The following is a 25,431-nucleotide window of genomic DNA, read 5'->3' as shown; positions in this document are numbered from 1 at the left end:
AGTCCTATGCAGCCGTAATATCGAAGGTGATGACTGGAACGGTGAACGCGACAGGCGGCGCGAGCGCACGGCCCGGCGGGCTGAACGGCCACGGCGGACCGGTGAGCGCCGCGAATCCGACACACGAATTGGCGGCCTTCCTGCGGGACCGGCGCGAACGCCTGATGCCCGGTGACCTAGGGCTGCCCGCGCGCAGGCAGGCGCGGCGCACGCCGGGGCTGCGGCGCGAGGAGGTCGCGGAGTTGGCGGGGGTCAGCACCGACTACATCGTCCGGCTGGAGCAGGGACGTGGCCTACGACCGTCGGCTGACGTGCTGGAGGCCTTGTCGCGGGCGCTGCGGCTGGATACCGACGAACGGGCCTACCTGTTCGATCTGGCCCAGCAGCGGCAGCCGAACGCCGCAAAGCCGAGCACGGTGGCGGCACCCGCGCTGGCCATGCTGGTGCATGATCTTTCGCCGCTACCGGCGATGCTGGTCAACCATCGCTACGACATCCTGGCCTGGAACCGGGAGATGACGCGGCTGATCGTCGACTTCGACACGCTGCCGCCGCGGCATCGCAACACCATGTGGCTGTGCCTGATGGAGCCGAGCATGCGTGAGTTCTATGTGGAGCGTGAGCGCATCATCCGCGAGGGCATCGCCGACTTGCGGGCGGCCTGGGCGGCCCATCCCGAGGACCAGGTGCTGAGCGATCTGATCGCCGAGTTCACCGGCAGCGCGGAGTTCGAGCAGGCGTGGGCCCAGCACGACGTGAAGGTGAACGGACGCGGCGCCAAGCCGCTGCGCCACCCGATTGTCGGGCAGCTGGTGGTCAATTACGAGGTGCTGATGCCGGTGCAGGATCCTGACCAGCGAATCATCATCTATCGAGCGGCCGATGCGGATTCTCAGACGGCGCTGGATCGGCTGGTGGCCGATCCGGCGCCGTTGGTCGATCGGACATCGCCAGGACTCACTCCACAGAGCTGAGTACTAGCTCCTCTTCGTCTTCCTCGGACTCCTCATAGCGGCCCTCCCAGTCGTCGTAAACGGGTACTTCCTCGTCACGCGTGACAACCCACTCCAACGAGTAATTGCCCTCATCGTCGATGGGAACCATCACGTTCTCGATCTTCACCCCGAGGCCGAGGACCTCGGCGGCCCGGATCACGTCGGGCAGATCCTCGCCACGGACCACGGTCTGATTGGCGTAAACGGTAACCATGCGCCGAATGGTAGCTGGAACCACCGACAGGCTGTGGCCCGATCCGGAATCCCTAGTATGAACAGTGTGCTGACCGGGGGATGAGCACGACAAAAGCCGCCGTGGTCGTCGAGGCCACGGCGGCTGCGTCAATGCATGTGGTACCGGATCGGTACCGGAAAAATCAGATCTTGTTCAGAGCCAGCGCGAGGGCCGACTTCTTGTTGGCAGCCTGGTTGGCGTGGATGACGCCCTTCGAGGCAGCCTTGTCGAGCTTGCGGCTCGCGGTCTGGAGCTGCGCGGCGGCCTTCTCTTTGTCGCCGGCCGCGGCGGCTTCCCGGAAGCTGCGGATCGCGGTGCGCAGCGCGGACTTGACCGACTGGTTACGCTTGCGCGCTTCCTCGTTGGTACGGATCCGCTTCAACTGGGACTTGATGTTGGCCACGCCTGTTTCCTCGTGTTCCTGTCGCTGAGTGGTTTGTGCTGGAAAAGTTCTTACGCGTGCGTCGCACCCTCGGTAAACGGGTAACGCAACGCCGAAGGTCGAGGATACCAGCCGCCGCTCGGCGCACGAAATCAGCACTGGACCGCCTTGGTGGATGACACCGACCGGTCGGTGTCACAACCGGGCATATCGCCAGTAGCGGACTAGTGATGCGAGAAATTTACCTGTGTCACACGCAGCATTGCCGCTGCGTGTAGCACGATTTTTGCATGACTCCCGCCTCACCGCCACGCTCGGCGCGATCCGTCGAGTCCAGACCGGTCGGTATGAACGGGCGGGCCGCCAGCAATGGCAAGGTCGCGCCCCCAGGGCTATTCGAGGGTTATCGACCAGGCCGCTACGCCGAGGCCTTCGATGAGATGTTCGACGGTTCGGGCCGGGTGCGGCAGCCGTACAAGGGGCTGTTCGCCGCGCTCGCGCCGATCGACGTGTCCGACCTCGCGGCGCGCGCGGCCGCACTGGACCGCGCGTTCATCGATCAGGGCATCACCTTCTCGCTGTCCGGACAGGAACGACCGTTCCCGCTGGATCTGGTGCCCCGGGTGATCGCGGCCGCGGAATGGGCCAAGCTCGAGCGCGGCATCAAGCAGCGGGTGGTCGCGCTGGAGCTTTTCCTCGCCGATGTGTACGGCGAGCAGAACATTCTGCGCGACGAGGTGATCCCGAAACGCCTGGTCACCTCGTGTCAGCACTTCCATCGCGAGGCCGCGGGACTGGTGCCGCCGAACGGGGTGCGCATTCATGTGGCCGGCATCGACCTCATTCGCGACGAGCGCGGTGACTTCCGGGTGCTCGAAGACAACCTGCGTTCGCCGTCAGGTGTGTCCTATGTGATGGAGAACCGGCGCACGATGGCGCGGGTCTTTCCCGATCTGTTCTCCTCGCACCGGGTTCGGGCCGTCGGCGACTACCCGAGTCACCTGCTCGCGGCGCTGCGCGCGTCGGCTGCGCCGAACGAGGCCGATCCGACGGTGGTGGTGCTGACGCCCGGTGTGTACAACTCGGCATACTTCGAGCATTCGCTGTTGGCCAGGCAGATGGGCGTGGAACTGGTCGAGGGGCGTGACCTGTTCTGCCGGGACAACGTTGTTTACATGCGGACCACGGCGGGCGAGCGGCAAGTCGACGTGATCTATCGCCGGATCGACGACACCTTCCTCGATCCCATGCATTTCCGGCCGGATTCGGTGCTCGGCGTCGCGGGGCTGCTGAACGCGGCGCGGGCGGGCAATGTCGTCATCTCCAGCGCGGTCGGCAACGGCGTCGGCGACGACAAGCTGATCTACGCCTACGTGCCGACGATCATCGAGTACTACCTCAACGAGAAGCCGGTGCTGCCGAACGTCGACACCTACCGCTGCTGGCTGGACGACGAACGCGACGAGGTGCTCGATCGGATCGCCGAGTTGGTGGTGAAGCCGGTCGAGGGTTCCGGCGGATACGGCATTGTCATCGGGCCGGATGCGTCGCCGCGGGAGCTGGAGGCGTCGCGGCGGCGGATCAAGGCGGATCCGCGCGGGTGGGTCGCGCAGCCGGTGGTGCAGTTGTCGACAGTGCCGACGAAGGTCGGAAACGAGTTGGTGCCGCGCCATGTCGATCTGCGGCCGTTCGCGGTCAATGACGGGGACGAGGTCTGGGTGCTGCCCGGTGGGCTGACCCGGGTCGCGCTGCCTGATGGGTCGCTGGTGGTCAATTCCAGTCAGGGCGGTGGGAGTAAGGACACCTGGGTGTTGTCCGGGCGGGATTCACTGGCCGATCGGGAATTGGCGGGCGCGGAGTTGGTCGGTGAACCGGCGCAATCGGATTCGCGCGAGGTGGGCCGGGATCTGACGGCGTCGCAGGCGAATCAGCAACAGCAGCAACAACAGCAGGAGCAACGGCAGTCGCAAAGCAGCCGACTATCGGGGCAGTCGCAGAGTGGGCGACTATCGGGGCAACACGAACAACGCCAATCGCAAGGCGGGCAAACCCAACAGCAGCGGCAAGGGTGGTGACGCGCTGATGCTGGCCCGCAACGCGGAATCGCTGTACTGGATCGGACGTTACGTCGAGCGCGCCGACGACACCGCGCGCATCCTCGATGTCGCGGTGCATCAGCTGCTGGAGGACGCGACCGTCGATCCCGACCGTACTTCGCGAGTCCTGTTGCGGGTGCTCGGCATCGAACCTCCCGAAGGCGCGCTGGATGTCTGGTCGGTCACCGACCTCGTCGCCTTCAGTCACGACGGTGGCTCGATCATCGATTCGATCGCCAATGCTCGTGAAAATGCCAGGGGCGCACGGGAAGTAACTTCCAGTGAGATGTGGGAATGCTTGAATGCGACCTACATCGGGCTGGCGGTCGCGGAGAAAGCGGCGCGCAGTCTCGGGCCGCACGAGTTCTTCCACTACGTGCAGGATCGCGCGGCGATGTTCGCCGGACTGTCCGACTCCACCCTCAGCCGCGACGACGGCTACCGCTTCCTGCTGCTCGGCCGCTCCATCGAACGTGTGGATATGACTGTGCGCCTGCTACTTTCGCGCGCCGGTGACCGTACCTCCTCGCCCGCCTGGGTGACCGTGCTCCGCTCGGCCGGTGCGCACGACACCTACCTGCGCACCCACCGCGGCGCCCTCGACGCCAACCTGGTTGCCGAATTCATCCTGCTCGACCGGCTTTTCCCGCGATCGGTGTTCCACTCGGTGCGGGTGGCCGAAACCTGTTTGGCCGAACTGGATCAGCGGCCGAGCAGCCGGGTCGGGGCCAGGCACGAGGCGCAACGTCTGCTGGGCCGCGCACGTAGCGAGCTCGAATTCCTGCCGCCCGGTGTGCTGTTGGAGGACCTGCAGAACCGGCTGATGTCGTTGCAGAAGACCTGCCGCGAGGTGAGCGAGGCGATCGCGCTGCAGTACTTCCACGCCGCGCCCTGGGTGGCGTGGACCGATCTGCACAGCAATCGGGACGGTCACGTGCAGGTGGAGGGGGAAGTATGAGCTGGCGAATCCGGGTGGTGCACACCACCGGTTATGTCTACGACGCGCCGGTCACGCGGTCGTTCAACGAGGCTCGGCTCACGCCGCGCGCGGACAATAGGCAGAACGTGATCCTCAATCGCGTCGAGACGGAGCCCTCCACCCGCTCCTACCGCTACACCGACTACTGGGGCACCGCGGTCACCGCGTTCGACTTGCATGCGCCGCATACCGAATTGGAGGTCACCGGCTCGTCGGTGGTGGAGACCGAGCCGTTCGCCGGTCCGGCCGAGGAGCTGGACTGGGATCAGTTGCGCACGGACCGGATCGCCGACCGCTTCGACGAAATGCTCGCGCCCACTGTGTATGTGCCGAGCGACCGCAAGCTGGCCGGTATCGCCAAGCAGCTGTCCAAAGGTCTGCCACCGGCGAAAGCTGTTGTCCGCGCAGCCGAATGGGTACACCGGGAGATGACCTATCTCGCGGGCACCACCTCGGTACACACCTCGGCGGTGCAGGCGTTCGCCGAGCGGCAGGGCGTCTGCCAGGATTACGCGCACCTGACGCTGGTGCTGTTGCGCAGCATGGGCATTCCCAGCCGATACGTCTCCGGCTACCTGCACCCGAATCCGGCCGCCGAGATCGGCGTGACGGTGGCCGGCCAGTCGCATGCCTGGGTGGAGGCGTGGACCGGCATGTGGTGGGGCTACGACCCGACCAACAACATCGCCATCAACGAGCAACACATTTCGGTCGGTGTCGGCCGGGATTACGCGGATGTGCCGCCGCTGAAAGGCATATTCTCCGGAGGTGGCTCCACGGATCTCGAGGTCGTTGTAGAGATCACCCGTCTCGCGTAGGGACACGCTGCAAGGGTCGTTGTCGCAGGTACTTCGGACGCGTAGCGTTCCTGAGAGGCGGCATAGGGACAACTGATTTCGTCCGTACATGGGTAACTCGTCGGGTACGCCCAAAAATTGCTGCGCACCTGACGTTGGACCTGTGACCAAGTCTTGCGGCAGTGACTGGTATGGCCTAAATACGCGGAGAGGCGGTTTAGCAGATGTCAACGGCTCAAGAATTCGTCGAAGAGGTTGCCGAATACGGACCCATTCCCGACACCAAGAAGTGGGGTGCTGAGGCGCTCGGCACGTTTGTGCTGGTGATCGGCGGTGTCGGTACCGCGGTGCTGGCGGGGGAGCGGGTCGGGGCGTTGGGGGTGGCGTTGGCCTTCGGGCTCTCGCTGCTGTTCCTCGTCTATGCGATCGGGCCGATTTCCGGATGTCACGTGAATCCCGCGGTGACGGTGGGGCATTTGCTGCTCGGCCGGATCAGCGTGGTGACGGCGGTCGGATATTGGATCGCGCAATTGATCGGCGGGTTCCTGGCCGGGCTCGTTTTGTTCGCGCTGGCGAAGAATCTGCCGTCCTATGACCGCGCGGTCGACGGGCTCGGCGCGAATGGGTGGGGGCATCACAGTCCGTCGGCGCAAAAGGGGCCGCTGGGCGAGATCGTGCTGCAGAACGGGTACGGGATGGCGGCGATGATCATCATCGAGGTCATGCTGACCGCGCTGCTGGTATTCGTGGTGCTCGCCTCGACAGATCAGCTCTCCGACGTGCCGCTGGCCGGTCTGTCGATCGGCGTCACGCTGGCGGTCATCCACCTCATCTCGATCCCGGTGGACAACACCTCGGTCAACCCGGCCCGCAGCCTCGCCGTCGCGCCCTATCAGGACGGTGCGATGGGTCAGGTCTGGGCCTTCGTGGTGTTCCCACTGATCGGCGGCGCGCTCGGCGCGCTGGTGTACGGCCTGCTGTTCGGCCGTTCACGCAACCTGCTGTCGTGAGTTGAGCTGACCACGGGCCCATCGACCATGTGTCGTTGGGCCCGTTGCTATTCCGCCACGGTCCTCGCGTTGCAGGTCAACGCGATCAGTGCCGGAATCGGGAACAGCAGCAGGAACAGATCGGGCAGCCACCAGGTGAGGCTGACGTCGCCGCGCAATTCGATTCAGTGCCAAGCGTATTCGGCGCACAGTCGGTGGGCGACGAGGTCGAATGTCTTGCGCGCCAAGATGGCTCCCTCGCGGCGGATGCCGTCTTCCGGCACATCCAGCACCCGATCGAGGCGAACCCAGCTGGGCCTGCCCTCGGGATCCCAACTGCCGCTGCCGATACCGACCCAGTTCGGGTCGTGCGCCCGATCAGCCTTCGACGACAGCATCAACCCGAGCAGGGTCCGGCGGTCCCGACCGACCACCAGCACCGGCCGATCCTTGCCATTGCTCGGATCCTCCTCGAACGGCACCCAGGTCCACACGATCTCACCGGGATCGGCCCGCCCGTCCAACTGCGGCGAGTAGACGATCTGGCGGGCACGCTCGGCCGTCGGCACCGGGGTGGACGCGGTCGGCCGCACCTTCACCGCAGGCGTCCGCCGCCCAGACAGCGACCCGACCAGCCGCTCCACCAGCTTCGGTCCCTGCTGCCTGACGATCTTGGGACCCTGCTCCTTCGCGATAAGTCCGAGCTGCTTGCCGAGGGAGTTCCAACTTCGGGCCATATTCGCAATATAACGGCGCACCGCCGTCTTCTCATCCGCGCCGCGACCGCCTCGCGACAACTACGAATTTGCTGATCTGGGCTTGCTCTGGCCCATCGGACGGCCAGATCCGGCCAAGGCCCTCGCTAGCAGGGATGAAGCCGGCCGAGGGGTGAAGTCCGAGTCATAGCAGCACGGCATCAAGTGTGTGGGCGCCCACTGTTTCCGGCCGGGAAACACCGCCCGCGACACCCGCCTCGCGCGCTCGGGCACACCGCTGGCGGAAGCTTCGCACTGCTCATGGGACGATAGACGGCAGTTTGCCAATACCCATGAGGAGTGGAGTGCCCGCCAGCTTCGCCGACACGACGTTCACCGATCCGTCTCGGATCCGGAACTTTTGCATCATCGCGCACATCGATCACGGGAAGTCGACGCTGGCCGATCGGATGCTGCAACTGACCGGTGTGGTCGAGGAGCGGGCGATGCGCGCCCAATACCTGGACCGGATGGACATCGAGCGCGAGCGCGGCATCACCATCAAGGCGCAGAACGTGCGGCTGCCGTGGCAGGTCGACGGCACGGACTACGTGCTGCACCTGATCGACACGCCGGGCCACGTCGACTTCACCTACGAGGTGTCGCGCGCACTGGAAGCCTGCGAGGGCGCGGTGCTGCTGGTCGACGCGGCGCAGGGCATCGAGGCGCAGACGCTGGCGAACCTGTACCTGGCGCTGGACAAGGATCTGACGATCATCCCGGTGCTCAACAAGATCGACCTGCCCGCCGCCGACCCGGACCGCTACGCGGCCGAGATCGCGCACATCATCGGCTGCGAACCCGACGACGTGCTGCGGGTGTCGGGCAAGACCGGTGTCGGCGTGACCGAACTGCTCAACGAGGTCATCAAGACGGTGCCCGCGCCCGTCGGTGATTCCGACGCGCCCGCCCGCGCGATGATCTTCGACTCGGTCTACGACACCTACCGCGGCGTGGTCACCTATGTCCGCGTGGTGGACGGCAGGCTCACGCCGCGCGAGAAGATCAAGATGATGTCCACCGGCGCCACGCACGAGATGCTGGAGATCGGCATCGTCTCGCCGGAGCCCAAGCCGACCCAGGGGCTCGGCGTCGGCGAGGTGGGTTACCTGATCACCGGCGTAAAGGACGTGCGCCAGTCGAAGGTCGGTGACACGGTGACCGCCGCGCGCAACGGTGCCACCGAACCGCTCGTCGGCTACCGCGAGCCGCGCCCGATGGTGTACTCGGGTCTGTACCCGGTCGACGGCTCCGACTACCCGGACCTGCGCGACGCGCTGGAGAAGCTCCAGCTCAACGACGCCGCGCTCACCTACGAGCCGGAAACCTCTGTCGCACTTGGCTTCGGCTTCCGTTGCGGCTTCCTCGGCCTGCTGCACATGGAGATCACCCGCGAGCGGCTGCAGCGCGAGTTCGATCTGGACCTGATCTCCACCGCACCCAACGTGGTCTACACCGTAGAGATGGAAGACGGCAGCAAGCATGTCGTCACCAACCCGTCGTACTGGCCGGAGGGCAAAGTCCGGCACGTCTACGAACCGATGGTGAAGTGCACCGTCATCTCGCCGAGCGAGTTCATCGGCTCGATCATGGAGCTGTGCCAGAGTCGCCGCGGCGAGCTCGGCGGCATGGACTACCTGTCCGAGACCCGCGTCGAGCTGCGCTACACCATGCCGATGGCGGAGATCATCTTCGACTTCTTCGACTCGCTGAAGTCACGCACCCGCGGCTACGCCAGCCTCGACTACGAGGAGACGGGCGTGCAGGACGCGGCGCTGGTCAAGGTCGACATCCTGCTGCAGGGTGAGGCGGTGGACGCGTTCAGCGCGATCGTGCACAAGGACGCCGCCCAGGCCTACGGCAACAAGATGACAACCAAGCTGCGCGAACTCATCCCGCGCCAGCAGTTCGAGGTGCCCATCCAGGCCGCCATCGGCTCGAAAATCATTGCCCGCGAGAACATCCGCGCCATCCGCAAGGACGTGCTCGCCAAGTGCTACGGCGGCGACATCAGCCGCAAGCGCAAGCTGCTGGAAAAGCAGAAGGAAGGCAAGAAGCGGATGAAGACCATCGGCCGCGTCGAGGTCCCACAGGAAGCATTCGTGGCGGCGTTGTCCTCGGATGCTGCCTCGGACAAGCCGAAGGGCAAGTAGTAGGTCGTCGATCCGGCATGCGTCGGCGAATCGAGCGATAATGCCTAGTAGGTGGTGAGCTATGAGGCAGAATGCGTCGGCGAGCGGTGCTGAACCAGGGAGGATGGCGATGACTGCGGTGCATGAGGACACATTCCTGACCGAGGAGTTCGAGGCGATCGCCCGCGCGGTCGATCGCGAGGTCGAGGGGATGCAGGTCGAACTTATCGACGGACGACTGGGGGTCAAACGAGTGCCTGATGGTGACCACGGCCGGGTTCTCAACTGGCTGTTGATGCTGTTGATGCCGTTGAGCCCAGGTCTCTTTCTGCATGTCATCGGGCAAGGCTTGGCTGTTGGGCCTTATCGGAAGGGTCGAGCACGTCCAGATGGGGTGCTGGCGCCTTACGATGCGTTCGGCGGCGCCGGTGAATGGGCCTCGCCGGACCCTGTTGTGATGGCGGTCGAAGTCACGTCCCACGATTCGGGCACCAATAAACGCGATCGAGTGGAGAAGCCCGCTGCCTACGCCCAGGCAGGGATTCCGATCTATCTATTGATAGATCGTGATGCGGGGACCGTTGTGGTGCACAGCCAGCCAGGCGATGACGGATATCAGGATGTGCACAGCTATGCCTTCGGACGCGAGGTGACGCTTCCCCCGCCGGTCGGCATCACACTCGACACCGAGGCGCTCAAGGACTTTGCCGACTGACGCTCCCTTTCACGGATGCTGCTTCGGACAAGCCGAAGGGCAAGTAGACAGCGCCTCGGACCGAATGTCAGTCCGAGGGCTGTACGGCAATTCGGACCTGGAGGCGCACGCCGCCGAGCGGGCTGCGGGCGAGTTCGGCCGTACCGGAATGTAACTCGGCCTGTTGGCGGACCAAGGCCAAGCCGAGGCCGGAGCCGGGGGAGCCGGGGCCTTTGACGAAACGGTCGAAAGCGGTGGGGCACAGGGTTTCTGGGATTCCGGTGCCGTCGTCGTCGATGAGGATTTCCACCGTGTTGTTTGCAGTGGGGTGGACGGTGATGGTGACGGTTTCGGCGTGACCGTGTTGGACGGCGTTCGCTACCGCGTTGGTGACGATGAGCATCAGGCCGCCGGGGGTGCCGGTGATCGTGACCGGTTCGCATTCGGTGAGGGTGATGTGGACGTCGGGGTGGCGGCGTTGGGCGTCTTGGGCTGCGCGGTCGAGGGTTTCGCAGAGGTCGAAGGGTTCGAAGAGGTCGGGCTTGGTGAGTTCGCCGACGGCGAGTCGTTCCAGGTCGGTGAGGGTGTTTTCGATCTGTTGTTCGGCGAAGAGGACCTCGGTGAGGATGGTGCCGCGTTGTTCGGCGGGAATCTCCTTGGTGGCCAGCACTTGTAGGTCGGTGCGCAGCGCGGTGAGTGGGGTGCGCAGTTCGTGGGCGCAGACGGCGGCGAAGTCGCGGGCGCTGGTGAGTGCGTGGTTGGTGGCGCGGTGGGCGGCTTCGAGGCGGGCGAGCATGCGGGTGATGGCGTCGGAGAGTTCTTCCGCCTCCCTGGCGCCTTGGCCGGACAGCGGTGGCAGTTCCTCGAGGGTGTCGATGCCGTGGGTGGCGGCGGCCAGCCTGCGCAGTGGGCGGGCGGCGTAACCGGCCAGGAACCAGCCGAGCAACGCGGCGGTCAGCGCGCCGGCGACGCCGATGCCGAGGCCGATCAGCTGGCTGCGGTGGATGGCCGAGGCGACGACGTCGCGGTTGGGGTCCAGCGAAACGAGTACGCCGGGCAGTCCGTCGACGCGGGTGATCGCGGCGTCGGGTGGCAGGTCGCCGCGGGCGACGGTGGCGTCCTCGGGGATGTCTTTCGCCGCGTAAGGCGCTTGGGTCGCGTAGCCGGGGGCTGCTGTCCCAGCGGTCGCGGCAGGGGAGGGCAGCGCGTCTGCCAGCGGCGGCGCAGCCAGCGGTGGTGCGGCGGCCGGTGGTGGCGCGGCTGCGGCTGGTGGTCCCGGAATTCGCTCCGCCGGAACACCTTTCAATGGCGGAGCAACCCGCACCGCCATCGATGACACGGTGTCGTCCAACTGTCGCTCACCGGTCGCGTTCAGCAACGCGGCGAAGGTGATGGTGAGGGTGAGCGCGACGAGCGCCGCGACGACACCGGAAACTACTGCCACCCGAGTACGCAGCGACGGTGACCGTTTCACGGCTGCTCCCGTAGTACGAACCCGACTCCACGCACCGTGTGCACCACCCGTGGCGCGCCGGGCGCTTCCAGCTTGCGCCGCAGATAGGAGACGAACACATCGACCACATTGGTGTCGGTGGCGAAGTCGTAACCCCATACCGTGGAAAGGATTTGCTCGCGTCCGAGCACGATGCCCGGGTTGTCGGCGAGCATGGCGAGCACCTCGAATTCTCGTTTGGTCAGGTCGACGGGCGTGCCTGCGGCCAGCACCCGGTGCCCGGCCAGGTCGATCTGCACCTGACCGACCCGCACCTGCGCGTCCGGCCGTTCGGTGGTGACCCGGCGGCGCAGCAGCGCGCGCAGCCGGGCGACCAGTTCGCCGAGGTCGAAGGGTTTGGTGAGGTAGTCGTCGGCGCCGCGTTCGAGGCAGGCGATGCGGTCGGTCACGGCGCTGCGGGCGCTGAGCACACAGATCGGGATGTCGTTTCCCATCGCGCGCAATGCCGTGACCACGCCTTCACCGTCCAGCGTCGGCATATTCACGTCCAACACCATGGCGTCGGGTGCCGTGGTCCGAACCATGGCGAGGGCTTCGGCGCCGTCGGCCGCGGTGACCACTTCGAAATCGGAGAGTTCCAACCCGCGTCGTAGCGACGCGAGCACACGAACCTCGTCGTCCACGACCAAGATCCGGTGTCCGGTCATGGATCAACAGTAATCCCGGTCGGTCAGCGAACGCTGGCGACGACGCACCCCGGCTCGGCCGGGTATGCGGGTGCGGCGTCGGCAGGGACGCCGGGCCTGGTGTCGAGCGGAGTGGCGGGGACGGCACCGGGTGGCAACTCGCGCTCGATGGTGACCCACGGACCTTCCTCACCCGCACCATGCGTGATCACCACCGACCCGTCCGGCCCGATCTGCGGGCAGACGATGGGTTCGCCGGGGACCGGATCGATCGCGATGCGCGGACCGGGCTGCGTCGGGAGCGGCGGCGTGCCCGGCGCTCCCGGCTGGGCCGAGGCGGCGCCCGCCATGCTCGCGACCACCGCGGCGGTGAGCGCGGTCCCGCTGAGCACGGCCGCGATGCGGCGTCCGATGAGTGCAGTCATGAGGGGTGACTCCTTCAGATCGATGCTGTCGGCCCGGCTGGTCCGATGAAATCGACGGTAGGCAAAGGATCTTCACCACTTGTTGAGCAATCGTTAGAGATTTCTTAGGGTCTCGTCGGCCTTCGCGCGGCCTGGCGGCGCACCGGCAGAATCTGACCTGGTCATGGTGCAAATTGGAGGCTTTGTCCAGTTGGGTAACCCACTAGAAATAGGGCTTTCGTTCTGGTTTTCGGGATGGCAAGGTTGTGTTGCTCGCCCCCTGTGGAGTCTCTACAGTCCTGCAGAATGTGACAGTCGGGTTTTCCCGAAATAGTGTTAGGTGATCTTCACTCGGCTTGGCCGGTCTGTGAGGATGGTTGCTGGAAACCCGAGATGGAGCTTTCATGACGCGTGACCTGCCCTTCGATGACGAGACCACCGAGGCAGCTGAGCGCACGGGTGACACCGCCTATCGAGTGGCCACGGGTGTCGCGCGGGTAGCGCGGGCCGGCGCCTACGTCACCGGCGGCGCACTGGTGGCCGCGAACGGCGGCGGCGTCCCGGCTCATCCCAACTCTTCGCACGCGGACAGCAGGAACGCGGGTTGGGCACACAACACCGATCCCGACTCCGACATCCCCTCGCCGGTGATCACCTTCCCGGACCTGGTCGTCGAGCCGGCTCCGCTGACTCCGCCGCACGCGACCAACTCGACGGTTGCGCACCCCACTCCCGGTTTCGGGCTGCCCGGCGGTGACCACGGCGCGAATCTGCCGTTGCCGACGCTCAACGGTGACTACAGCGGCACCGATGCGGGCTTCGCGTTGCCGGGCACCGATGGCGGCCAGTCCGGCATGGGACTGCCCAGCGTGCCTGGTGGTCCGTCGGGCCAGCACGGCATGGAACTGCCGGGGACATCGAACCCAGGCTTCGGATTGCCAGGCACCTCCGACGCGACCGGCCAGCCAGGCATGGGCCTGCCGGGCACACCCAACGGCATCGGCCTGCCCGGTACGGACGCCGGTGCGTCCAACGGTCTGCAACTGCCGGGTACCGGCGGTGTCTCGAACGATCTCGACCTGCCCGGCGGCCACGGCTTCGGCCTGCCCGGCCACGGGCTGGGTCAGGCCGGGCACGGTTTCGGCCTGCCGGGCACGAACGGCTTCGTCGCGCCCGGTTCCGGCGCCTTCGACCTGCCCGGCTCGCACGCGGCCTCGGCCGCCGGTGGTCCGTTCGACGGTGTCGGCGACGGCGGCGGTGACCCGCTCGGCGTCTTCGTCGGCACGCAGTGGTCGGTGGACTTCGGCATCGGCCCGCAGGGCATCTACTTCAACTCCGAGATGAAGGTGGACGTCGGCGTCGGTCACGTGGGCGACCAGCTCGACCAGTTCACCGACTTCCTCGGCAGCGGCCTCGGTCACGTGCCCGACGGCACCGGACGCTCGGTGACCGATCCGGCCATGACCGGGCACAGTCACCACAGCCACCCGGGCGTTGTCGGCGGTCTCACCACTCCCGGCTCGAACTCGTCGACGGCATCGACCGCGCAGCCCGTCGTGCAGCCGCTCGCCGCGCCCGCGCCGGTCATGTCGGCCGCGGTCGCACCCGTGGCCGCCGCGGCGCCTGTTGTCGCCGTCGCGCCCGTGGCGAGTGCCGCGCAACCGGTCGCGGCCACCCCGCTGCAGACCACGATCCAGCCGGACGCCGCGACCACGCCGATCGCGAATGTGTTCACCGCGCCGGAAGGTCCGTCGGTGCTCACCGTGCCCGCGGCCGCCACACCGGTGATCTTCGATCACGCTCGCCCGACGCCGGTGCTGAAGCCGACGACTACTCCGGTGACCGATACGACGAAGCACTCGGACGGTTCGGTCACCACCCCGAACACGCCGACCACCATCACCAAGACCGTCCCGGTCCCGGTGGTGCCGACCGACGTTGCCACTCCGAGCGCCCCGAAGACGCCGGATATCACGACGAAGGTGCCGGGCGCGGGCAGCCCTTCGACGGGTCATGGCGGCATCAGCACCGGGCCGGACGTGCCGACCACCAAGGTTCCGCCGGCCACCGGCAGCCAGCCGACGCACGTGCCGACCACCTCCCCGGATGATGACGGCGTCACCACGCCGGGCACCGGGACCGGTACCGGCCCGAGCACCGGCAACGGTGGCGCGTCCGGTGGAGTCACCACCCAGCCGACCGTGCCGACCAAGGACGTGCCGACCGTGCCCACTCGTGACATCCCGACCGCGGATGTGCCGACGCACGATGTCCCGGTCCCGACGCACGACGTCCCGGTGCCGACCTACCAGCCTCCCGTCCAGACCCAGGCTCCGGTGCCGACACAGGCGCCGACCTACAAGCCGCCGACGACGATCGACCCCAAGCCGCATGCGATCGCAGATCCGATCAGCAGTGCACACATGGTCGACTCGTCCATGGTCCCGATCCAGGACCATGCCTTCTACGACGACCACTCGACCCTCGCGTTCGCTTCGGGCGGCGGCCTTTCCGGTGCGTTGATGCCGGAAGCGACGATGGCCGAGATCCACCACATGGTGCCGGGCGGCTTGGACATAGCGTTGATGTAATCGGAGCTTGTTGTGTGGTCAAGGGGTGCAGGGGCGTCCATGTCGATCGATAGCAAACACATGTAAGGAGGCAGGTTGTCTGCCGCAGCCGGGCTGAAGGCCGCGACGGTGAAACATCCGGACGCGATGGCGCCGCTGATCCGGATTCTGGACGAACTGCGGGAGATGACCCGATTCGCGGGTCGGGACGATCTGGGCAGTCGCCTGAGCATGGTCCGGGCCAGGGTCAGTGATCCCCGGGTTCGCCTCGTTGTCGTCGGTGAGCCGAAGAACGGCATGAGTACGCTGGTCAACAGTCTGGTCGGCGCGTCGGTCAGCGCCACCGACAGCGACCTGAGCGTGCCTGTCATCGTCGAGTACGGACCGGAACCGACTGCGACACTGGTCCGTTCGGTCGACGGCCGCACCGAGCGGCAGTCGGTGGACCCGCTCGATCCGGGGCCTGCCATCTCCGGCTTCGGCGTTGTCCGGGCCGAGTTCACCCAGCCGAGTTCGCTGCTGGCCGACGGGGTCGTGGTGATGGACGCCCCGGGTGCGCGCGGCGCCGACAACACCACTTGGTCGATGGTCGCCGCCGCCGACGCCGTCCTCTACGTCACCAACGCGGCCACCGAACTCACCGTCGATCAGATCGCCTATCTGCAGCGCATCCAGCAGATCTGCCCGACCGTCATCTGCGTGCTGAACAAGATCGACCAGTTCTCCCACTGGTCGCACACCCAGCAGCGCAACCGGGAACTGCTCGACGCGGCCGGACTCGGCTTCGCGGTGGCGCCGGTGTCGGCGGAACTGCACCGGCAGGCCGGGCTGTCCGGCAACTACCAGCGCGACATCGAATCCGGTGTGCCGCAACTGATCGACCACCTGCGCGACTACGTGGTCGCCCGCGCGGACAGTGTCGCGTCGGAAGCGGCGGTGCAGGATATTCGCCTGGTCGGCGATCATCTCGCGTTGACGTTGCGCAATGAGGTGGAGTCGCTGCGTGATCCGCGGCGCCGCGACGAGATCACCGACCAACTGGTCCGGGCGCGGGACGGGGCCGATCAGCTGCGCCAGCGCACGGCGAACTGGCAGGTCACCCTGGTCGACGGCAGCACCGAGCTGATGGCCGACATCGAACACGACCTGCGGCACCGGTTGCGCAACCTCGTGCGCGATGCCGAGGCGGAGATCATCAAGACCGATCCGGCGCGCCGCTGGAAGGAATTCGGCACCGACCTCGACGCCAGGATCTGCGAGGCGGTCGAGGAGAACTTCGTGATGGCGCACTATCGCTCGGTCGAACTGTCCGAGCAGGTGGCCTCGAAGTTCTTGGCGGACAACCGCGCCGCGCCGCTGCCGGATCTGCGCCTGGACAACCCCGGCGAGGTCCTCGAACCGGTGCAGCCGCTCGAGCCCCTAGAAAGCGCGAAAGCCGGTGTGACCCAACAGTTCCTGTCCGGTCTGCGCGGATCCTACGGCGGCGTCCTGATGGTCGGTCTCGCCACCAGCCTGCTCGGCATGTCACTGGTCAACTGGTATTCGGCCGGTGCGGGTGTACTGCTCGGTGTGAACGCGCTGTGGGACGACCGCAAGAACCGCAAGGCCCGCCGTCGCGCCGAGGCGAAGGTCGCGGTGGCTCGGCTGATGGACGACGTCATCTTCCAGGTGAGCAAGGAATCGCGGAATCGGTTGCGCGCCATGCAGCGGGTGTTGCGCGATCACTTCACCGAGATCGCCACCGACGTCGCCAAGCAGGCGGACGAGGCGCTGCGCCTGGCCGAGGCGGCCTACGAGAAGTACGGCGACCGCAGCGGCGACCGGATCGCCGACGTCGACGCGCAGCTCGGCAAACTGCGCGGCCTGCGTGAACAGGCCGACAGTCTGACCGTCTGACGAAAATCCCTGCTACCCAGGGTTGTTCGCGGGGGAGTGGGCGGGTTGGAAGCCGCCCGCGTTCCGGTAGTCCTCGGCCCTGATCACGTGGGTGACCGCGTTGATCAGCGCCAGGTGGGTGAAGGCCTGCGGGAAGTTGCCGAGGTGGCGGCCGCTGCGCGGGTCGATCTCCTCGGCGTAGAGGCGCAGCGGGCTGGCGAAGGCGAGCAGTCGCTCGCACAGGTGCCTGGCCCGCCGCAGCTCGCCGATCTCGACCAGTGCCGACACCAGCCAGAACGAGCAGATGGTGAAAGCGCCTTCGGCACCGGTCAATCCGTCGTCGGTGGTCTCGGTGCGGTAGCGCAGCACCAGCCCGTTCTCGGTGAGCCGGTCCGCGATGGACAGCACGGTGGCCCGGATCCGGTGGTCCTCCGGCGGCAGGAAGCGGTTCAGTACCGCCAAAAGCAGTGAGGCGTCCAGGGTGTCGCCGCCGTAGGTCTGGGTGAAGACGCCGTTGGAGTTCACCCCGTGCTCGAGGATGTCGGCCTTGATCTCGTCGGCGATGGTGTACCAGTCGGCGGCGTGCTCCAACTGGCCGTGCAGCTCGGCCAGCTTCGCGCCGCGGTCGAGTGCGACCCAGCACATCACCTTGGACGAGGTGAAATGCTGTGGCTCACCGCGTACCTCCCAGATGCCGCGGTCGGGCTCGCGCCAGTGCGCGATGGCCGCGTGCACCTGACGTTCCAGCAACGGCCACAACGTTTCCGGCACCTGCTGACGCGACTTCACATGCAGGTACACCGCATCGAGCATGGTGCCCCAGATGTCGTGCTGGTCCTGGTTGTAGGCGGCGTTGCCGATGCGCACCGGCTTGGATCGTTCGTAGCCGCTGAGATGGTCGAGCGTCTCCTCGGTGATCTGGCGTTCGCCGCCGATGCCGTAAAGGACTTGCATCGGAACAGCATCGCCGTTTTCACCGGTGGTGGCGTCGCGCAGGAAGGCGAAGAAGTCGTCGGCCTCGCGGTTGAGTCCGAGCGTGTACAGGCCCCACAGGGCGAAGCTGGAATCGCGCACCCAGGTGTAGCGATAGTCCCAATTGCGTTGACCACCAGGGGTTTCCGGGAGAGATGTGGTGGCAGCGGCGAGTAGTGCGCCGGTCGGAGCGTAGGTGAGGCCCTTGAGTGTCAGCGCGCTGCGCTGTAAGTAGCTGCGCCACGGGTGATCCGGGAAGTTGCCCTGGGTGATCCACTGGCGCCAACTCTCGGTGGTCTGCCACATCTTCTGCGCCGCATCGGCATAGGTCTTGGGCGCGGGCAATTCCGACCAGGTCAGCGCGATGAACTTCTCGTCGCCCTCCTGCATCCTGGTGCGCGCGCGGGCTTCTCGGCCCTCCAGCCCGAGCCGAAGGTCGGTGGTCAGCACCAGGCTCGGGCCTGCGCTCGGGTCGTCGGTGCGGACCGCGGTCGCTTCCTCGTAGACCTTGCCGGTGTACTCCCAGCGGCTCACCGCACGGTGGTAATCGAACGACGGCTCGCAGCTCATCTCCAGCTCGACGGTGCCGTTCACACACTTCACCGTGCGCAGCAGCATGTGCTCGGCATCCCAGTCCATCGGGGTGCGGCGGTGCGTCTTGGAGCGCTGGTCATTGTTGTGCCACGGGCCGAGCACCAGCGCGTCGCGCACGATCAGCCAGCCGGTCTCGGTCTGCCAGGTGGTCTCCAGGATCATCCCGCCCGGCAGGTAGCGGCGCGCGCTCGGCACGTTGACGCCGTACGGGCCGAGCCGGAAGTGGCCCGCGCTACGGTCCAGCATCGCGCCGAAGACGCTCGGCGAATCCGGGCGGGGCACACACATCCATTCGACGGATCCGTTGCTGGCGACGAGGCAGCTGGTCTCGCAGTCGGACAGGAACGCGTAGTCGTCGATCGGCGGGAAGGCGCCGTGCCGCTTGGATTCGGTCAGGTGGCTCAGCACCGGCAGGTCATACGGCTCGTCGACGGTGAGGTCGTCGGAGGACTCAGGAGACGCCATACCCACATCTTCGGGCCCACCACAGCCCCACGTCCACTGTGTCTGATGTCGCGCCTGCCGGGCGGCGCGTCCGTGACCGAATATTGACCTTGCCGAGCTCTCAGGTGGACGCACTAGGCTGGGCTGGTGCATCAGATCGCAGGTTGGTGGGACAGCTTCGAGCTGTGGGTCGCGGGACTCCCGTTCATCCCGCAATTCCTCGTCGTGCTGGTAGGCATGGTCCCGGTCAGCTTCGCCATCGCCTACCTGCTCGACCGGACGCTGCGCGCCCTGCTTCGGGTGCTCGACCGCAGACACGGCGTCGAGGAGGCGCTACCCACCGTGCCCGACACCGTGCCCGCCGACCTCACCACCGGCGAAACCCGCCCGACCGTGCAGAGCGGCGCCCACTGATGCCCCGTTCGCGCGTCCAGCTGGCGTTGATCGCCCTGCTCGTCCTCGTCGTCGTCGCCTGGTTGGTGACCCGCTAGTTCTCGCCCGCGCGCCAGTCGTTGAACCGCTTGCCGATCTTGGAGACGGTCTCGCCGACCTCCTGGCCGACCGTGTTGACCGCGGAGCCGACGTCGCGGCCGAGGTTGCGCACGGTGCGGATGAGCGGGTCCTCGGACTGGTCGAAGTTGTTGCGGTAGGTGCGGGCGGCTTCCTTGATCTCCTCGGTGAGGCTGGCGTTCTTGTCCTGGTCGCGCCGCGGGTAGTCGCCGGCGAGCAGGCGGTCGTACTCACCGCTCTGGATCCAGCGGCGCAGCTCGGCGGCGCGCAGCACGGAGAACGGGTGGCTCTGCAATTCCAGGTTGAGCAGTTTCAGCACACCGTCACGCAGATCGCCGGAGCGTTCGTAGTCGTCGGCTTGGGCCAGGAACGCGCCGTGGTTCATTTCCTTGATCCAGGTGCCGCCCGCGGTCTTCATGTGCACCCGCACCGAGACGTCGACGTCCTGCGAGCACAGCAGCCCGGCCCGGTCGCCGGACAACTCGGATTTGCGGCTCCATTCCATCAGCGCGGCGACGATCGCGCGTAAAGCCCAGCCGCCCACCGGCATCCAGCCGATGCTGGCGGAGATTCGCAGCAAATGCATGAGCATGGTGCGGTACACCGCGTGCCCGGACAGTGCGTGGCCGAGCTCGTGGCCGACGATGAAACGCAACTCCTCGGTATCCATCAGGTCGATCAAACCGGTGGTCAGCACGATGAACGGCTGGTCCATGCCGATGGTGAGGGCATTCACCTCCGGGGTCTGCAGCACGAAAATCTCCGGCGTGGTGCGGGCGTCGAGCACCGCGACGCAGTCTTCGCGCAATTGATGCAGCGAACGGAACTGTCGTTCGTCGACTCGAACGGCCGTCGCGAGGTAGAGAAGTCGATGCTGGCGTTCTTGCAGCAAACCGGACAAAGTCCGCAATATGACGTCGAACCCGGATAGGGTCCGCAGCGCGACCAATGCGGTGCGATCGGCGGGGTGCTCCCACGCGCGAGTGCTGATGCCGGGAAACCTCGTACGTATACGATCCGGGCTGTTAGTCATGGGATGAAACCCCCGTCTTCCTGGAACTCTGTAGATTCGAACTCGGGCCGTGGCCTCTGCTACAGTCTGCCCGTGTCTTCGAGTTGCGTCCCGCGGGTCCGCCATGAACTGGCGTTGATCGCGGTCGGCAATCTCGCTGTCGCCGACATTCTCTGTCGCTGATCGGCTGACCGGGCACGTTTGCGCGTCCCTCCCTCGTAGACTGGCGTGCAACCTTTTCGCAGACGTCCCCGAACCCCCGACGGCCTACCCGGCCGATAGCCACGCCACCGCTCGCATCGACGCGGCGGCAAGGTCTACCGATCCAACAGTAGTTGTCTCCGCCGTTCGAGGTCCCGAATCGGCGGTCCGTAGGAAAGGTCCACCCCGATGTCTCGCAATTCTTGGCTCTCCCCGCGCCGACGCGCCACCGTCGCCGCACTCACCGCGTTCGCGGCGGTCGCCCTCACCGCGTGCGGCGGTGGAGCCAGTGACACCGCCGGGGGTGGTGGCGCCGACGGCAGTGGCGGCACGCTGAACCTCTACGCCTATGCGGTCCCGAAGCCGGGCTTCGACAAGGTGGTCCCGGAGTTCAACAAGACCGACAAGGGCAAGAACGTTGTGGTCAACGGCTCCTACGGCGCGTCGGGCGATCAGTCCCGCAAGGTCAAGGACGGCGCCGAGGCCGACATCGTGAACTTCTCGGTCGAGCCCGACGTCACCCGCCTGGTCGACGCAGGCCTGGTCGACGCGAACTGGAATGCCGACGCCACCAAGGGAATTCCGTTCGGCTCGGTCGTCGCGATCGTGGTCCGCAAGGGCAACCCGAAGGGCATCAAGGACTGGGACGACCTGCTCAAGCCGGGCGTCGAGGTAGTGACCCCGAACCCGTTCAGCTCCGGCTCGGCGAAGTGGAACCTGCTCGCCCCGTACGCGGCCAAGTCCGACGGCGGTAAGAACCCGCAGGCCGGTCTGGACTACCTGAGCCAGCTGGTCACCAAGGACCACGTGAAGGTGCAGCCGAAGTCGGGCCGCGAAGCCACCGAGACGTTCCTGCAGGGCACCGGTGACGTGCTGCTCAGCTACGAGAACGAGGCGATCTTCTCCGAGCGCAACGGCGACCCGATCGAGCACTTCATCCCGCCGGTCACCTTCAAGATCGAGAACCCGGTCGCGGTGCTCAAGAACAGCAAGAGCCAGGAGAAGGCGGTCGCCTTCCGCGACTTCCTCTACACCCCCGAGGGCCAGAAGGCTTGGGCGGCAGCCGGTTTCCGCCCGGTCGACCCGAAGGTGGCGGCCGACTTCGCCAAGGACTTCCCGACCCCGCAGAAGCTGTGGAACATCACCGACCTCGGTGGCTGGAAGGCCGTCGACAAGGACCTGTTCACCCCGAACACCGGCTCCGTCGCGGTGATCTACGACAAGGCCACCAAGTAGCCGGCTCCGGCACACGGGATACTGGACGATTGTGACTGACAGCAGCACCGCCGGGACCACGCCCGCTCCCGGCGGTTCCCCGGGCCGGTTCAATTGGTCGTGGCTGCGGGTGACCGGCTCGGTGGGCCCGCTCGGCATCGCCACGGCGGTGCTGTGGCTCAGCATCATCGTGCTGCTGCCGCTGGCGGCGCTCACCGTCACCTCTTTCGACGAGGGCTGGTCCGGCTTCTGGGCCGCGATCAGCGCGCCCGCCGCGGTGGACTCGCTGCGGATCACCGTGTTCGTCTCGATCGTGGTCGCGGTGATCAACGTGGTGATGGGGACGCTCATCGCCTGGGTGCTGGTGCGCGACGACTTTCCCGGCAAGGGCATCGTCAACGCGCTGATCGATCTGCCGTTCGCGCTGCCGACGATCGTGGCCAGCATTGTGCTGCTGTCCCTTTACGGGCCGCAGAGCCCAATCGACATCCACCTCAACGCCACTCAGCCCGGCCTCATCGTCGCGCTGGCGTTCGTCACGCTGCCGTTCGTGGTTCGCTCCGTGCAGCCGGTGCTGATCGAGGCCGATCGCGAGGTCGAGCAGGCGGCGCTCTCGCTCGGTGCGGACAACTGGACCACGTTCCGCCGCATCGTGTTACCCACGCTCGGCCCCGCGATCATCTCCGGTGGCGGGCTCGCCTTCGCGCGCGCCATCGGCGAGTACGGTTCGGTGGTGCTGATCGGCGGCGCGATTCCGCGCAAGACCGAAATGGCCTCGCAGTACATCCAGAAGCAGATCGAGATCGATCGGCCGATCAACGCGGCGGCGGTTTCGGTTGCCCTGCTGGTCATTTCGTTCGCATCGCTGCTCATATTGCGACTGCTCGCCGAGCGCAGCGTGCGCAAGGAACAGGAAGCGCGATGAATCTTTCTTGGCCTGCCCGCATTTCGCTGCGGGTCGTCGCGCTGGGCTACCTGTTCGTGCTGCTGGTGTCGCCGCTGATCATCATCCTGCTGCGCACCTTCGAAAAGGGCATCGGCGAGTTCATCGATTCGATCAGCACGCCCGCGGCGATCTCGGCGTTCCAGTTGTCGATGATCATCGTGGCGATCGTTGTCCCGTTGAACGTCATCTTCGGCATCTTCACCGCGCTCGCGCTGGTGCGCGGAAAGTTCCCTGGCCGCACGGTCGTTCAGGGCATCGTCGATCTGCCGTTCGCGGTCTCGCCCGTGGTGGTCGGCGTCGCGCTGATCCTGCTGTGGGGTGTGCACGGCTGGTTCGGTGGTCTGGAGAGCGCGGGCTTCAAGGTGATCTTCGGCCTGCCCGGCATGGTGCTCGCCACCATCTTCGTCACGTTGCCGTTCGTGGTGCGCGAGGTCGAGCCGGTGCTGCACGAGATCGGCGACGACCAGGAGCAGGCCGCCGCCACCCTCGGCGCCACCCGCTGGCAGACGTTCTGGCGCATCACCCTGCCCGCCATCCGCTGGGGCCTTACCTACGGCGTTGTGCTCACCGTGGCCCGCGCACTCGGTGAATTCGGTGCGGTGATCATGGTGTCGTCCGCGCAGCCCGGCAAGTCGCAGACCTTGACGCTGCTGGTGCACGGCCGATACATCAACGACCACAACACCTTCGGCGCCTACTCCGCCGCGACCCTGCTGATGGCGCTGGCCCTCGTGACCCTCCTGTTGATGACCCTCCTCGAACGCAAACGGGGCACTAAATGATCACCGTGACCAATGCGAAGAAGAACTACGGTTCGTTCGCCGCGCTCGACGACGTCACCATCGATATCCCGTCCGGCGAGCTGACCGCGTTGCTCGGGCCCTCGGGTTCGGGCAAGTCGACGCTGCTGCGCTCGATCGCCGGACTCGAATCGCTCGACTCCGGCATCGTGGTGATCGCCGGGAACGACGTGACCAGGGTGCCGCCGCAGAAGCGCGACATCGGGTTCGTGTTCCAGCATTACGCCGCGTTCAAGCACATGACCGTGCGCGACAACGTGGCGTTCGGCCTGAAGATCCGCAAGCGTCCCAAGAACGAGATCGCCAAGCGCGTCGACGAACTGCTCGGCATCGTCGGGCTCGACGGATTCCAGCACCGTTATCCAGCCCAGCTTTCGGGCGGCCAGCGGCAGCGGATGGCGCTGGCGCGCGCGCTCGCCGTCGACCCGCAGGTGCTGCTGCTCGACGAGCCGTTCGGTGCGCTGGACGCCAAGGTGCGCGCCGATCTGCGCACCTGGCTGCGCAGGTTGCACGAGGAGGTCCATGTGACCACCGTGCTGGTCACCCACGATCAGGAGGAGGCCCTGGACGTGGCCGACCGGATCGCGGTGATGAACAAGGGACGCATCGAGCAGATCGGTACGCCGGAGGACGTGTACGACCGGCCGGCCAACGAGTTCGTCATGTCGTTTCTCGGTGCGGTGGCGCGGCTGAACGGACATCTGGTGCGCCCGCACGACATTCGGGTCGGCCGTGACCCGAGCATGTCGCTGGCCGAGCACGAGGGGACCGCCGACTCGGCGGGGGTCACCCGGGCGACCGTCGAGCGGGTCGTGCACCTCGGGTTCGAGGTGCGGGTCGAACTGCGCAACGCGGCGACCGGTGATCTGTTCGCGGCTCAGGTGACTCGCGGTGACGCGGAGGCGCTGCGGTTGTCCGGTGGTGAAACGGTGTATGCGCGGGCTACCCGAATCCCGGAGTTGCCCGCGCACTGAGCAGGGCCGTCAATTCTGCACTGCCGCAGCCGAAACCAATGGCTTTCGGCTTGGCCTTCAGTGTCTGAAGTCGGAAGCGGTTGTGCCGGAACGGATGACCGATCCGTGGTGCGGGAATCTGAAATGCCTGGACGCCTTGCTCTTTCGTGCGCCGGACTATCTGTACCGGCTGTGTCGGTGATCGGTGCCGAATGCCAGGCGCTCTACGTCCACTGACAGGAGCCTGGTGCTGTAGATCCGGCGGAGGATCACCGGTCGGAGGGCGCGGATTCAGGCGGCGTCGGTCGGTAGATCATCCGGCTGCTGAGACGTTGCTGATCTTGTGCTGGCGCAAGGAAATCCGTCGGTTCCGGCGATCGGGCGGCGCCACGATATCGGGTACAGAGTTGCGCTGACACCTCATCCGGTCGAGTGTCCAAGGTGTGGGCGGTGCGGTGTGTCGTCGTCTCGCCCCGGCGATTCGAGACAGTATCCGCCTCCGGCGGTCGCATGTCCGGGTTTCGGGGGATTGTTAGGGGCTATCACAGCATGTGAGAACGTGTATCCGCGGGTGCTGCCCGACGTCTGGACGGTTGTTCGGCGCCTCCGCAAACACGGACGGGACACCCTCCAATATCGGCGTGTCGCAGCGCGATCCGGCCGCCGTCGCATTCGCCGCCGTCCAGGGCAGGTGACCAGGATCGCTGCTTGTGCTATGCAACCTGTTCCAAAACAGGCGGGC

23 protein-coding genes are annotated in these 25,431 nt (G+C 66.4%); 15 read left to right on the top strand and 8 right to left on the bottom strand.

Annotated features, from left to right (window positions below):
* The first annotated feature begins 29 nt into the window (after window positions 1-29).
* Window positions 30-974, top strand: coding sequence for a helix-turn-helix domain-containing protein (locus tag ACIBK2_RS15385; protein WP_396967603.1), 945 nt, complete (start codon window positions 30-32; stop codon window positions 972-974).
* Here the strand turns inward: ACIBK2_RS15385 and ACIBK2_RS15380 are convergent.
* Both ACIBK2_RS15380 and rpsT read right to left on the bottom strand, forming a co-directional pair.
* Window positions 958-1,209: a hypothetical protein gene (locus tag ACIBK2_RS15380; protein WP_396967601.1), complete on the bottom strand. Its 252-nt coding sequence runs from the start codon at window positions 1,207-1,209 to the stop codon at window positions 958-960. The two genes, ACIBK2_RS15385 and ACIBK2_RS15380, sit on opposite strands and share 17 nt — an antisense overlap.
* 163 nt (window positions 1,210-1,372) lie before the next feature.
* A complete protein-coding gene (gene rpsT, locus ACIBK2_RS15375) occupies window positions 1,373-1,633 on the bottom strand; it encodes a 30S ribosomal protein S20 (protein WP_364728132.1) in 261 nt (86 codons plus the stop codon).
* 326 nt (window positions 1,634-1,959) lie between these two features.
* Here rpsT and ACIBK2_RS15370 point away from each other — a divergent pair, with 326 nt between their 5' ends.
* The 4 genes from ACIBK2_RS15370 to ACIBK2_RS15355 all read left to right on the top strand — a co-directional run bounded on the left by ACIBK2_RS15370 (window position 1,960) and on the right by ACIBK2_RS15355 (window position 6,494).
* Complete coding sequence (locus ACIBK2_RS15370) at window positions 1,960-3,687, top strand: circularly permuted type 2 ATP-grasp protein (protein WP_396968464.1); 1,728 nt, start codon at window positions 1,960-1,962, stop codon at window positions 3,685-3,687.
* Between the two features lie 7 nt (window positions 3,688-3,694).
* Window positions 3,695-4,666, top strand: coding sequence for an alpha-E domain-containing protein (locus ACIBK2_RS15365; protein WP_396968462.1), 972 nt, complete (start codon window positions 3,695-3,697; stop codon window positions 4,664-4,666).
* Window positions 4,663-5,505: a transglutaminase domain-containing protein gene (locus tag ACIBK2_RS15360; RefSeq protein ID WP_396967599.1), complete on the top strand. Its 843-nt coding sequence runs from the start codon at window positions 4,663-4,665 to the stop codon at window positions 5,503-5,505. The genes ACIBK2_RS15365 and ACIBK2_RS15360 overlap by 4 nt, the downstream gene beginning before the upstream one ends.
* A gap of 203 nt (window positions 5,506-5,708) precedes the next feature.
* Complete coding sequence (locus ACIBK2_RS15355) at window positions 5,709-6,494, top strand: aquaporin (protein WP_396967597.1); 786 nt, start codon at window positions 5,709-5,711, stop codon at window positions 6,492-6,494.
* 164 nt (window positions 6,495-6,658) lie between these two features.
* On the opposite strand, the gene ACIBK2_RS15350 is transcribed toward ACIBK2_RS15355, so the two are convergent.
* Window positions 6,659-7,210: a type II toxin-antitoxin system PemK/MazF family toxin gene (locus tag ACIBK2_RS15350; RefSeq protein ID WP_396967595.1), complete on the bottom strand. Its 552-nt coding sequence runs from the start codon at window positions 7,208-7,210 to the stop codon at window positions 6,659-6,661.
* A 311-nt stretch (window positions 7,211-7,521) separates the two neighbouring features.
* Between ACIBK2_RS15350 and lepA the strand changes: the two genes are divergently transcribed.
* Complete coding sequence (lepA, locus tag ACIBK2_RS15345; protein ID WP_396967593.1) at window positions 7,522-9,381, top strand: translation elongation factor 4; 1,860 nt, start codon at window positions 7,522-7,524, stop codon at window positions 9,379-9,381.
* Window positions 9,382-9,490: 109 nt separating this feature from the next.
* Window positions 9,491-10,075, top strand: coding sequence for a Uma2 family endonuclease (locus ACIBK2_RS15340; RefSeq protein ID WP_396967591.1), 585 nt, complete (start codon window positions 9,491-9,493; stop codon window positions 10,073-10,075).
* Between the two features lie 67 nt (window positions 10,076-10,142).
* Here the strand turns inward: ACIBK2_RS15340 and ACIBK2_RS15335 are convergent, their stop codons facing one another.
* The 3 genes from ACIBK2_RS15335 to ACIBK2_RS15325 are packed head-to-tail and all read right to left on the bottom strand — an operon-like array spanning window position 10,143 to window position 12,618.
* Complete coding sequence (locus ACIBK2_RS15335) at window positions 10,143-11,528, bottom strand: sensor histidine kinase (RefSeq protein WP_396967589.1); 1,386 nt, start codon at window positions 11,526-11,528, stop codon at window positions 10,143-10,145.
* Window positions 11,525-12,214: a response regulator transcription factor gene (locus ACIBK2_RS15330; protein WP_396967587.1), complete on the bottom strand. Its 690-nt coding sequence runs from the start codon at window positions 12,212-12,214 to the stop codon at window positions 11,525-11,527. The genes ACIBK2_RS15335 and ACIBK2_RS15330 overlap by 4 nt, the downstream gene beginning before the upstream one ends.
* A 23-nt stretch (window positions 12,215-12,237) precedes the next feature.
* Window positions 12,238-12,618, bottom strand: coding sequence for a hypothetical protein (locus ACIBK2_RS15325; protein WP_396967585.1), 381 nt, complete (start codon window positions 12,616-12,618; stop codon window positions 12,238-12,240).
* A gap of 383 nt (window positions 12,619-13,001) precedes the next feature.
* Here ACIBK2_RS15325 and ACIBK2_RS15320 point away from each other — a divergent pair, with 383 nt between their 5' ends.
* Together ACIBK2_RS15320 and ACIBK2_RS15315 are read left to right on the top strand one after the other, a co-directional pair.
* Entirely contained in the window at window positions 13,002-15,188 is a 2,187-nt protein-coding gene (locus ACIBK2_RS15320; protein WP_396967583.1) for a hypothetical protein, read from the top strand.
* Between the two features lie 75 nt (window positions 15,189-15,263).
* Window positions 15,264-17,063: a dynamin family protein gene (locus ACIBK2_RS15315; protein ID WP_396967581.1), complete on the top strand. Its 1,800-nt coding sequence runs from the start codon at window positions 15,264-15,266 to the stop codon at window positions 17,061-17,063.
* Between the two features lie 12 nt (window positions 17,064-17,075).
* Here the strand turns inward: ACIBK2_RS15315 and ACIBK2_RS15310 are convergent, their stop codons facing one another.
* Complete coding sequence (locus tag ACIBK2_RS15310) at window positions 17,076-19,073, bottom strand: glycoside hydrolase family 15 protein (protein ID WP_396967579.1); 1,998 nt, start codon at window positions 19,071-19,073, stop codon at window positions 17,076-17,078.
* 126 nt (window positions 19,074-19,199) lie between these two features.
* On the opposite strand from ACIBK2_RS15310, the gene ACIBK2_RS15305 reads away from it, so the two are divergent.
* Window positions 19,200-19,466, top strand: coding sequence for a hypothetical protein (locus ACIBK2_RS15305; RefSeq protein ID WP_357382915.1), 267 nt, complete (start codon window positions 19,200-19,202; stop codon window positions 19,464-19,466).
* A gap of 73 nt (window positions 19,467-19,539) precedes the next feature.
* On the opposite strand, the gene ACIBK2_RS15300 is transcribed toward ACIBK2_RS15305, so the two are convergent.
* Window positions 19,540-20,595 carry a M48 family metallopeptidase gene (locus ACIBK2_RS15300; RefSeq protein ID WP_396967576.1) on the bottom strand — a complete coding sequence of 352 codons (1,056 nt, stop codon included), beginning with the start codon at window positions 20,593-20,595 and terminating at the stop codon, window positions 19,540-19,542.
* A gap of 72 nt (window positions 20,596-20,667) precedes the next feature.
* Between ACIBK2_RS15300 and ACIBK2_RS15295 the strand changes: the two genes are divergently transcribed.
* The 5 genes from ACIBK2_RS15295 to ACIBK2_RS15275 all read left to right on the top strand — a co-directional run bounded on the left by ACIBK2_RS15295 (window position 20,668) and on the right by ACIBK2_RS15275 (window position 24,710).
* On the top strand, window positions 20,668-20,757 hold the full coding sequence (locus tag ACIBK2_RS15295; protein WP_317983926.1) for an Ms4533A family Cys-rich leader peptide: 90 nt from the start codon (window positions 20,668-20,670) through the stop codon (window positions 20,755-20,757).
* Window positions 20,758-20,964: 207 nt separating this feature from the next.
* Window positions 20,965-22,011: a sulfate ABC transporter substrate-binding protein gene (locus tag ACIBK2_RS15290; protein WP_396967574.1), complete on the top strand. Its 1,047-nt coding sequence runs from the start codon at window positions 20,965-20,967 to the stop codon at window positions 22,009-22,011.
* A 31-nt stretch (window positions 22,012-22,042) separates the two neighbouring features.
* Window positions 22,043-22,915, top strand: coding sequence for a sulfate ABC transporter permease subunit CysT (cysT, locus tag ACIBK2_RS15285; protein WP_396967572.1), 873 nt, complete (start codon window positions 22,043-22,045; stop codon window positions 22,913-22,915).
* Window positions 22,912-23,718: a sulfate ABC transporter permease subunit CysW gene (gene cysW / locus ACIBK2_RS15280; RefSeq protein ID WP_396967570.1), complete on the top strand. Its 807-nt coding sequence runs from the start codon at window positions 22,912-22,914 to the stop codon at window positions 23,716-23,718. Before cysT ends, cysW begins: the two co-directional genes overlap by 4 nt.
* Window positions 23,715-24,710 carry a sulfate/molybdate ABC transporter ATP-binding protein gene (locus tag ACIBK2_RS15275; protein ID WP_396967568.1) on the top strand — a complete coding sequence of 332 codons (996 nt, stop codon included), beginning with the start codon at window positions 23,715-23,717 and terminating at the stop codon, window positions 24,708-24,710. Before cysW ends, ACIBK2_RS15275 begins: the two co-directional genes overlap by 4 nt.
* Window positions 24,711-25,431: the final 721 nt, after the last annotated feature.

The sequence above is a fragment of the Nocardia sp. NPDC050175 genome, from assembly GCF_044459885.1.
Lineage (GTDB): Bacteria > Actinomycetota > Actinomycetes > Mycobacteriales > Mycobacteriaceae > Nocardia.
The sequence above is the reverse complement of the archived record's forward strand: the minus strand, read 5'-3'. Positions and strand labels throughout refer to the sequence as shown.

What these genes read in the sequence shown, in the direction of transcription:
- ACIBK2_RS15385 (WP_396967603.1), top strand. Translation starts at nt 30, where the DNA reads ATGACTGGAACGGTGAACGCGACAGGCGGCGCGAGCGCACGGCCCGGC.
- ACIBK2_RS15380 (WP_396967601.1), bottom strand. Translation starts at nt 1,209, where the DNA reads ATGGTTACCGTTTACGCCAATCAGACCGTGGTCCGTGGCGAGGATCTG.
- ACIBK2_RS15370 (WP_396968464.1), top strand. Translation starts at nt 1,960, where the DNA reads ATGAACGGGCGGGCCGCCAGCAATGGCAAGGTCGCGCCCCCAGGGCTA.
- ACIBK2_RS15365 (WP_396968462.1), top strand. Translation starts at nt 3,695, where the DNA reads ATGCTGGCCCGCAACGCGGAATCGCTGTACTGGATCGGACGTTACGTC.
- ACIBK2_RS15360 (WP_396967599.1), top strand. Translation starts at nt 4,663, where the DNA reads ATGAGCTGGCGAATCCGGGTGGTGCACACCACCGGTTATGTCTACGAC.
- ACIBK2_RS15355 (WP_396967597.1), top strand. Translation starts at nt 5,709, where the DNA reads ATGTCAACGGCTCAAGAATTCGTCGAAGAGGTTGCCGAATACGGACCC.
- ACIBK2_RS15350 (WP_396967595.1), bottom strand. Translation starts at nt 7,210, where the DNA reads ATGGCCCGAAGTTGGAACTCCCTCGGCAAGCAGCTCGGACTTATCGCG.
- lepA (WP_396967593.1), top strand. Translation starts at nt 7,522, where the DNA reads ATGAGGAGTGGAGTGCCCGCCAGCTTCGCCGACACGACGTTCACCGAT.
- ACIBK2_RS15340 (WP_396967591.1), top strand. Translation starts at nt 9,491, where the DNA reads ATGACTGCGGTGCATGAGGACACATTCCTGACCGAGGAGTTCGAGGCG.
- ACIBK2_RS15330 (WP_396967587.1), bottom strand. Translation starts at nt 12,214, where the DNA reads ATGACCGGACACCGGATCTTGGTCGTGGACGACGAGGTTCGTGTGCTC.
- ACIBK2_RS15325 (WP_396967585.1), bottom strand. Translation starts at nt 12,618, where the DNA reads ATGACTGCACTCATCGGACGCCGCATCGCGGCCGTGCTCAGCGGGACC.
- ACIBK2_RS15320 (WP_396967583.1), top strand. Translation starts at nt 13,002, where the DNA reads ATGACGCGTGACCTGCCCTTCGATGACGAGACCACCGAGGCAGCTGAG.
- ACIBK2_RS15310 (WP_396967579.1), bottom strand. Translation starts at nt 19,073, where the DNA reads ATGGCGTCTCCTGAGTCCTCCGACGACCTCACCGTCGACGAGCCGTAT.
- ACIBK2_RS15300 (WP_396967576.1), bottom strand. Translation starts at nt 20,595, where the DNA reads ATGACTAACAGCCCGGATCGTATACGTACGAGGTTTCCCGGCATCAGC.
- ACIBK2_RS15290 (WP_396967574.1), top strand. Translation starts at nt 20,965, where the DNA reads ATGTCTCGCAATTCTTGGCTCTCCCCGCGCCGACGCGCCACCGTCGCC.
- cysW (WP_396967570.1), top strand. Translation starts at nt 22,912, where the DNA reads ATGAATCTTTCTTGGCCTGCCCGCATTTCGCTGCGGGTCGTCGCGCTG.
- ACIBK2_RS15275 (WP_396967568.1), top strand. Translation starts at nt 23,715, where the DNA reads ATGATCACCGTGACCAATGCGAAGAAGAACTACGGTTCGTTCGCCGCG.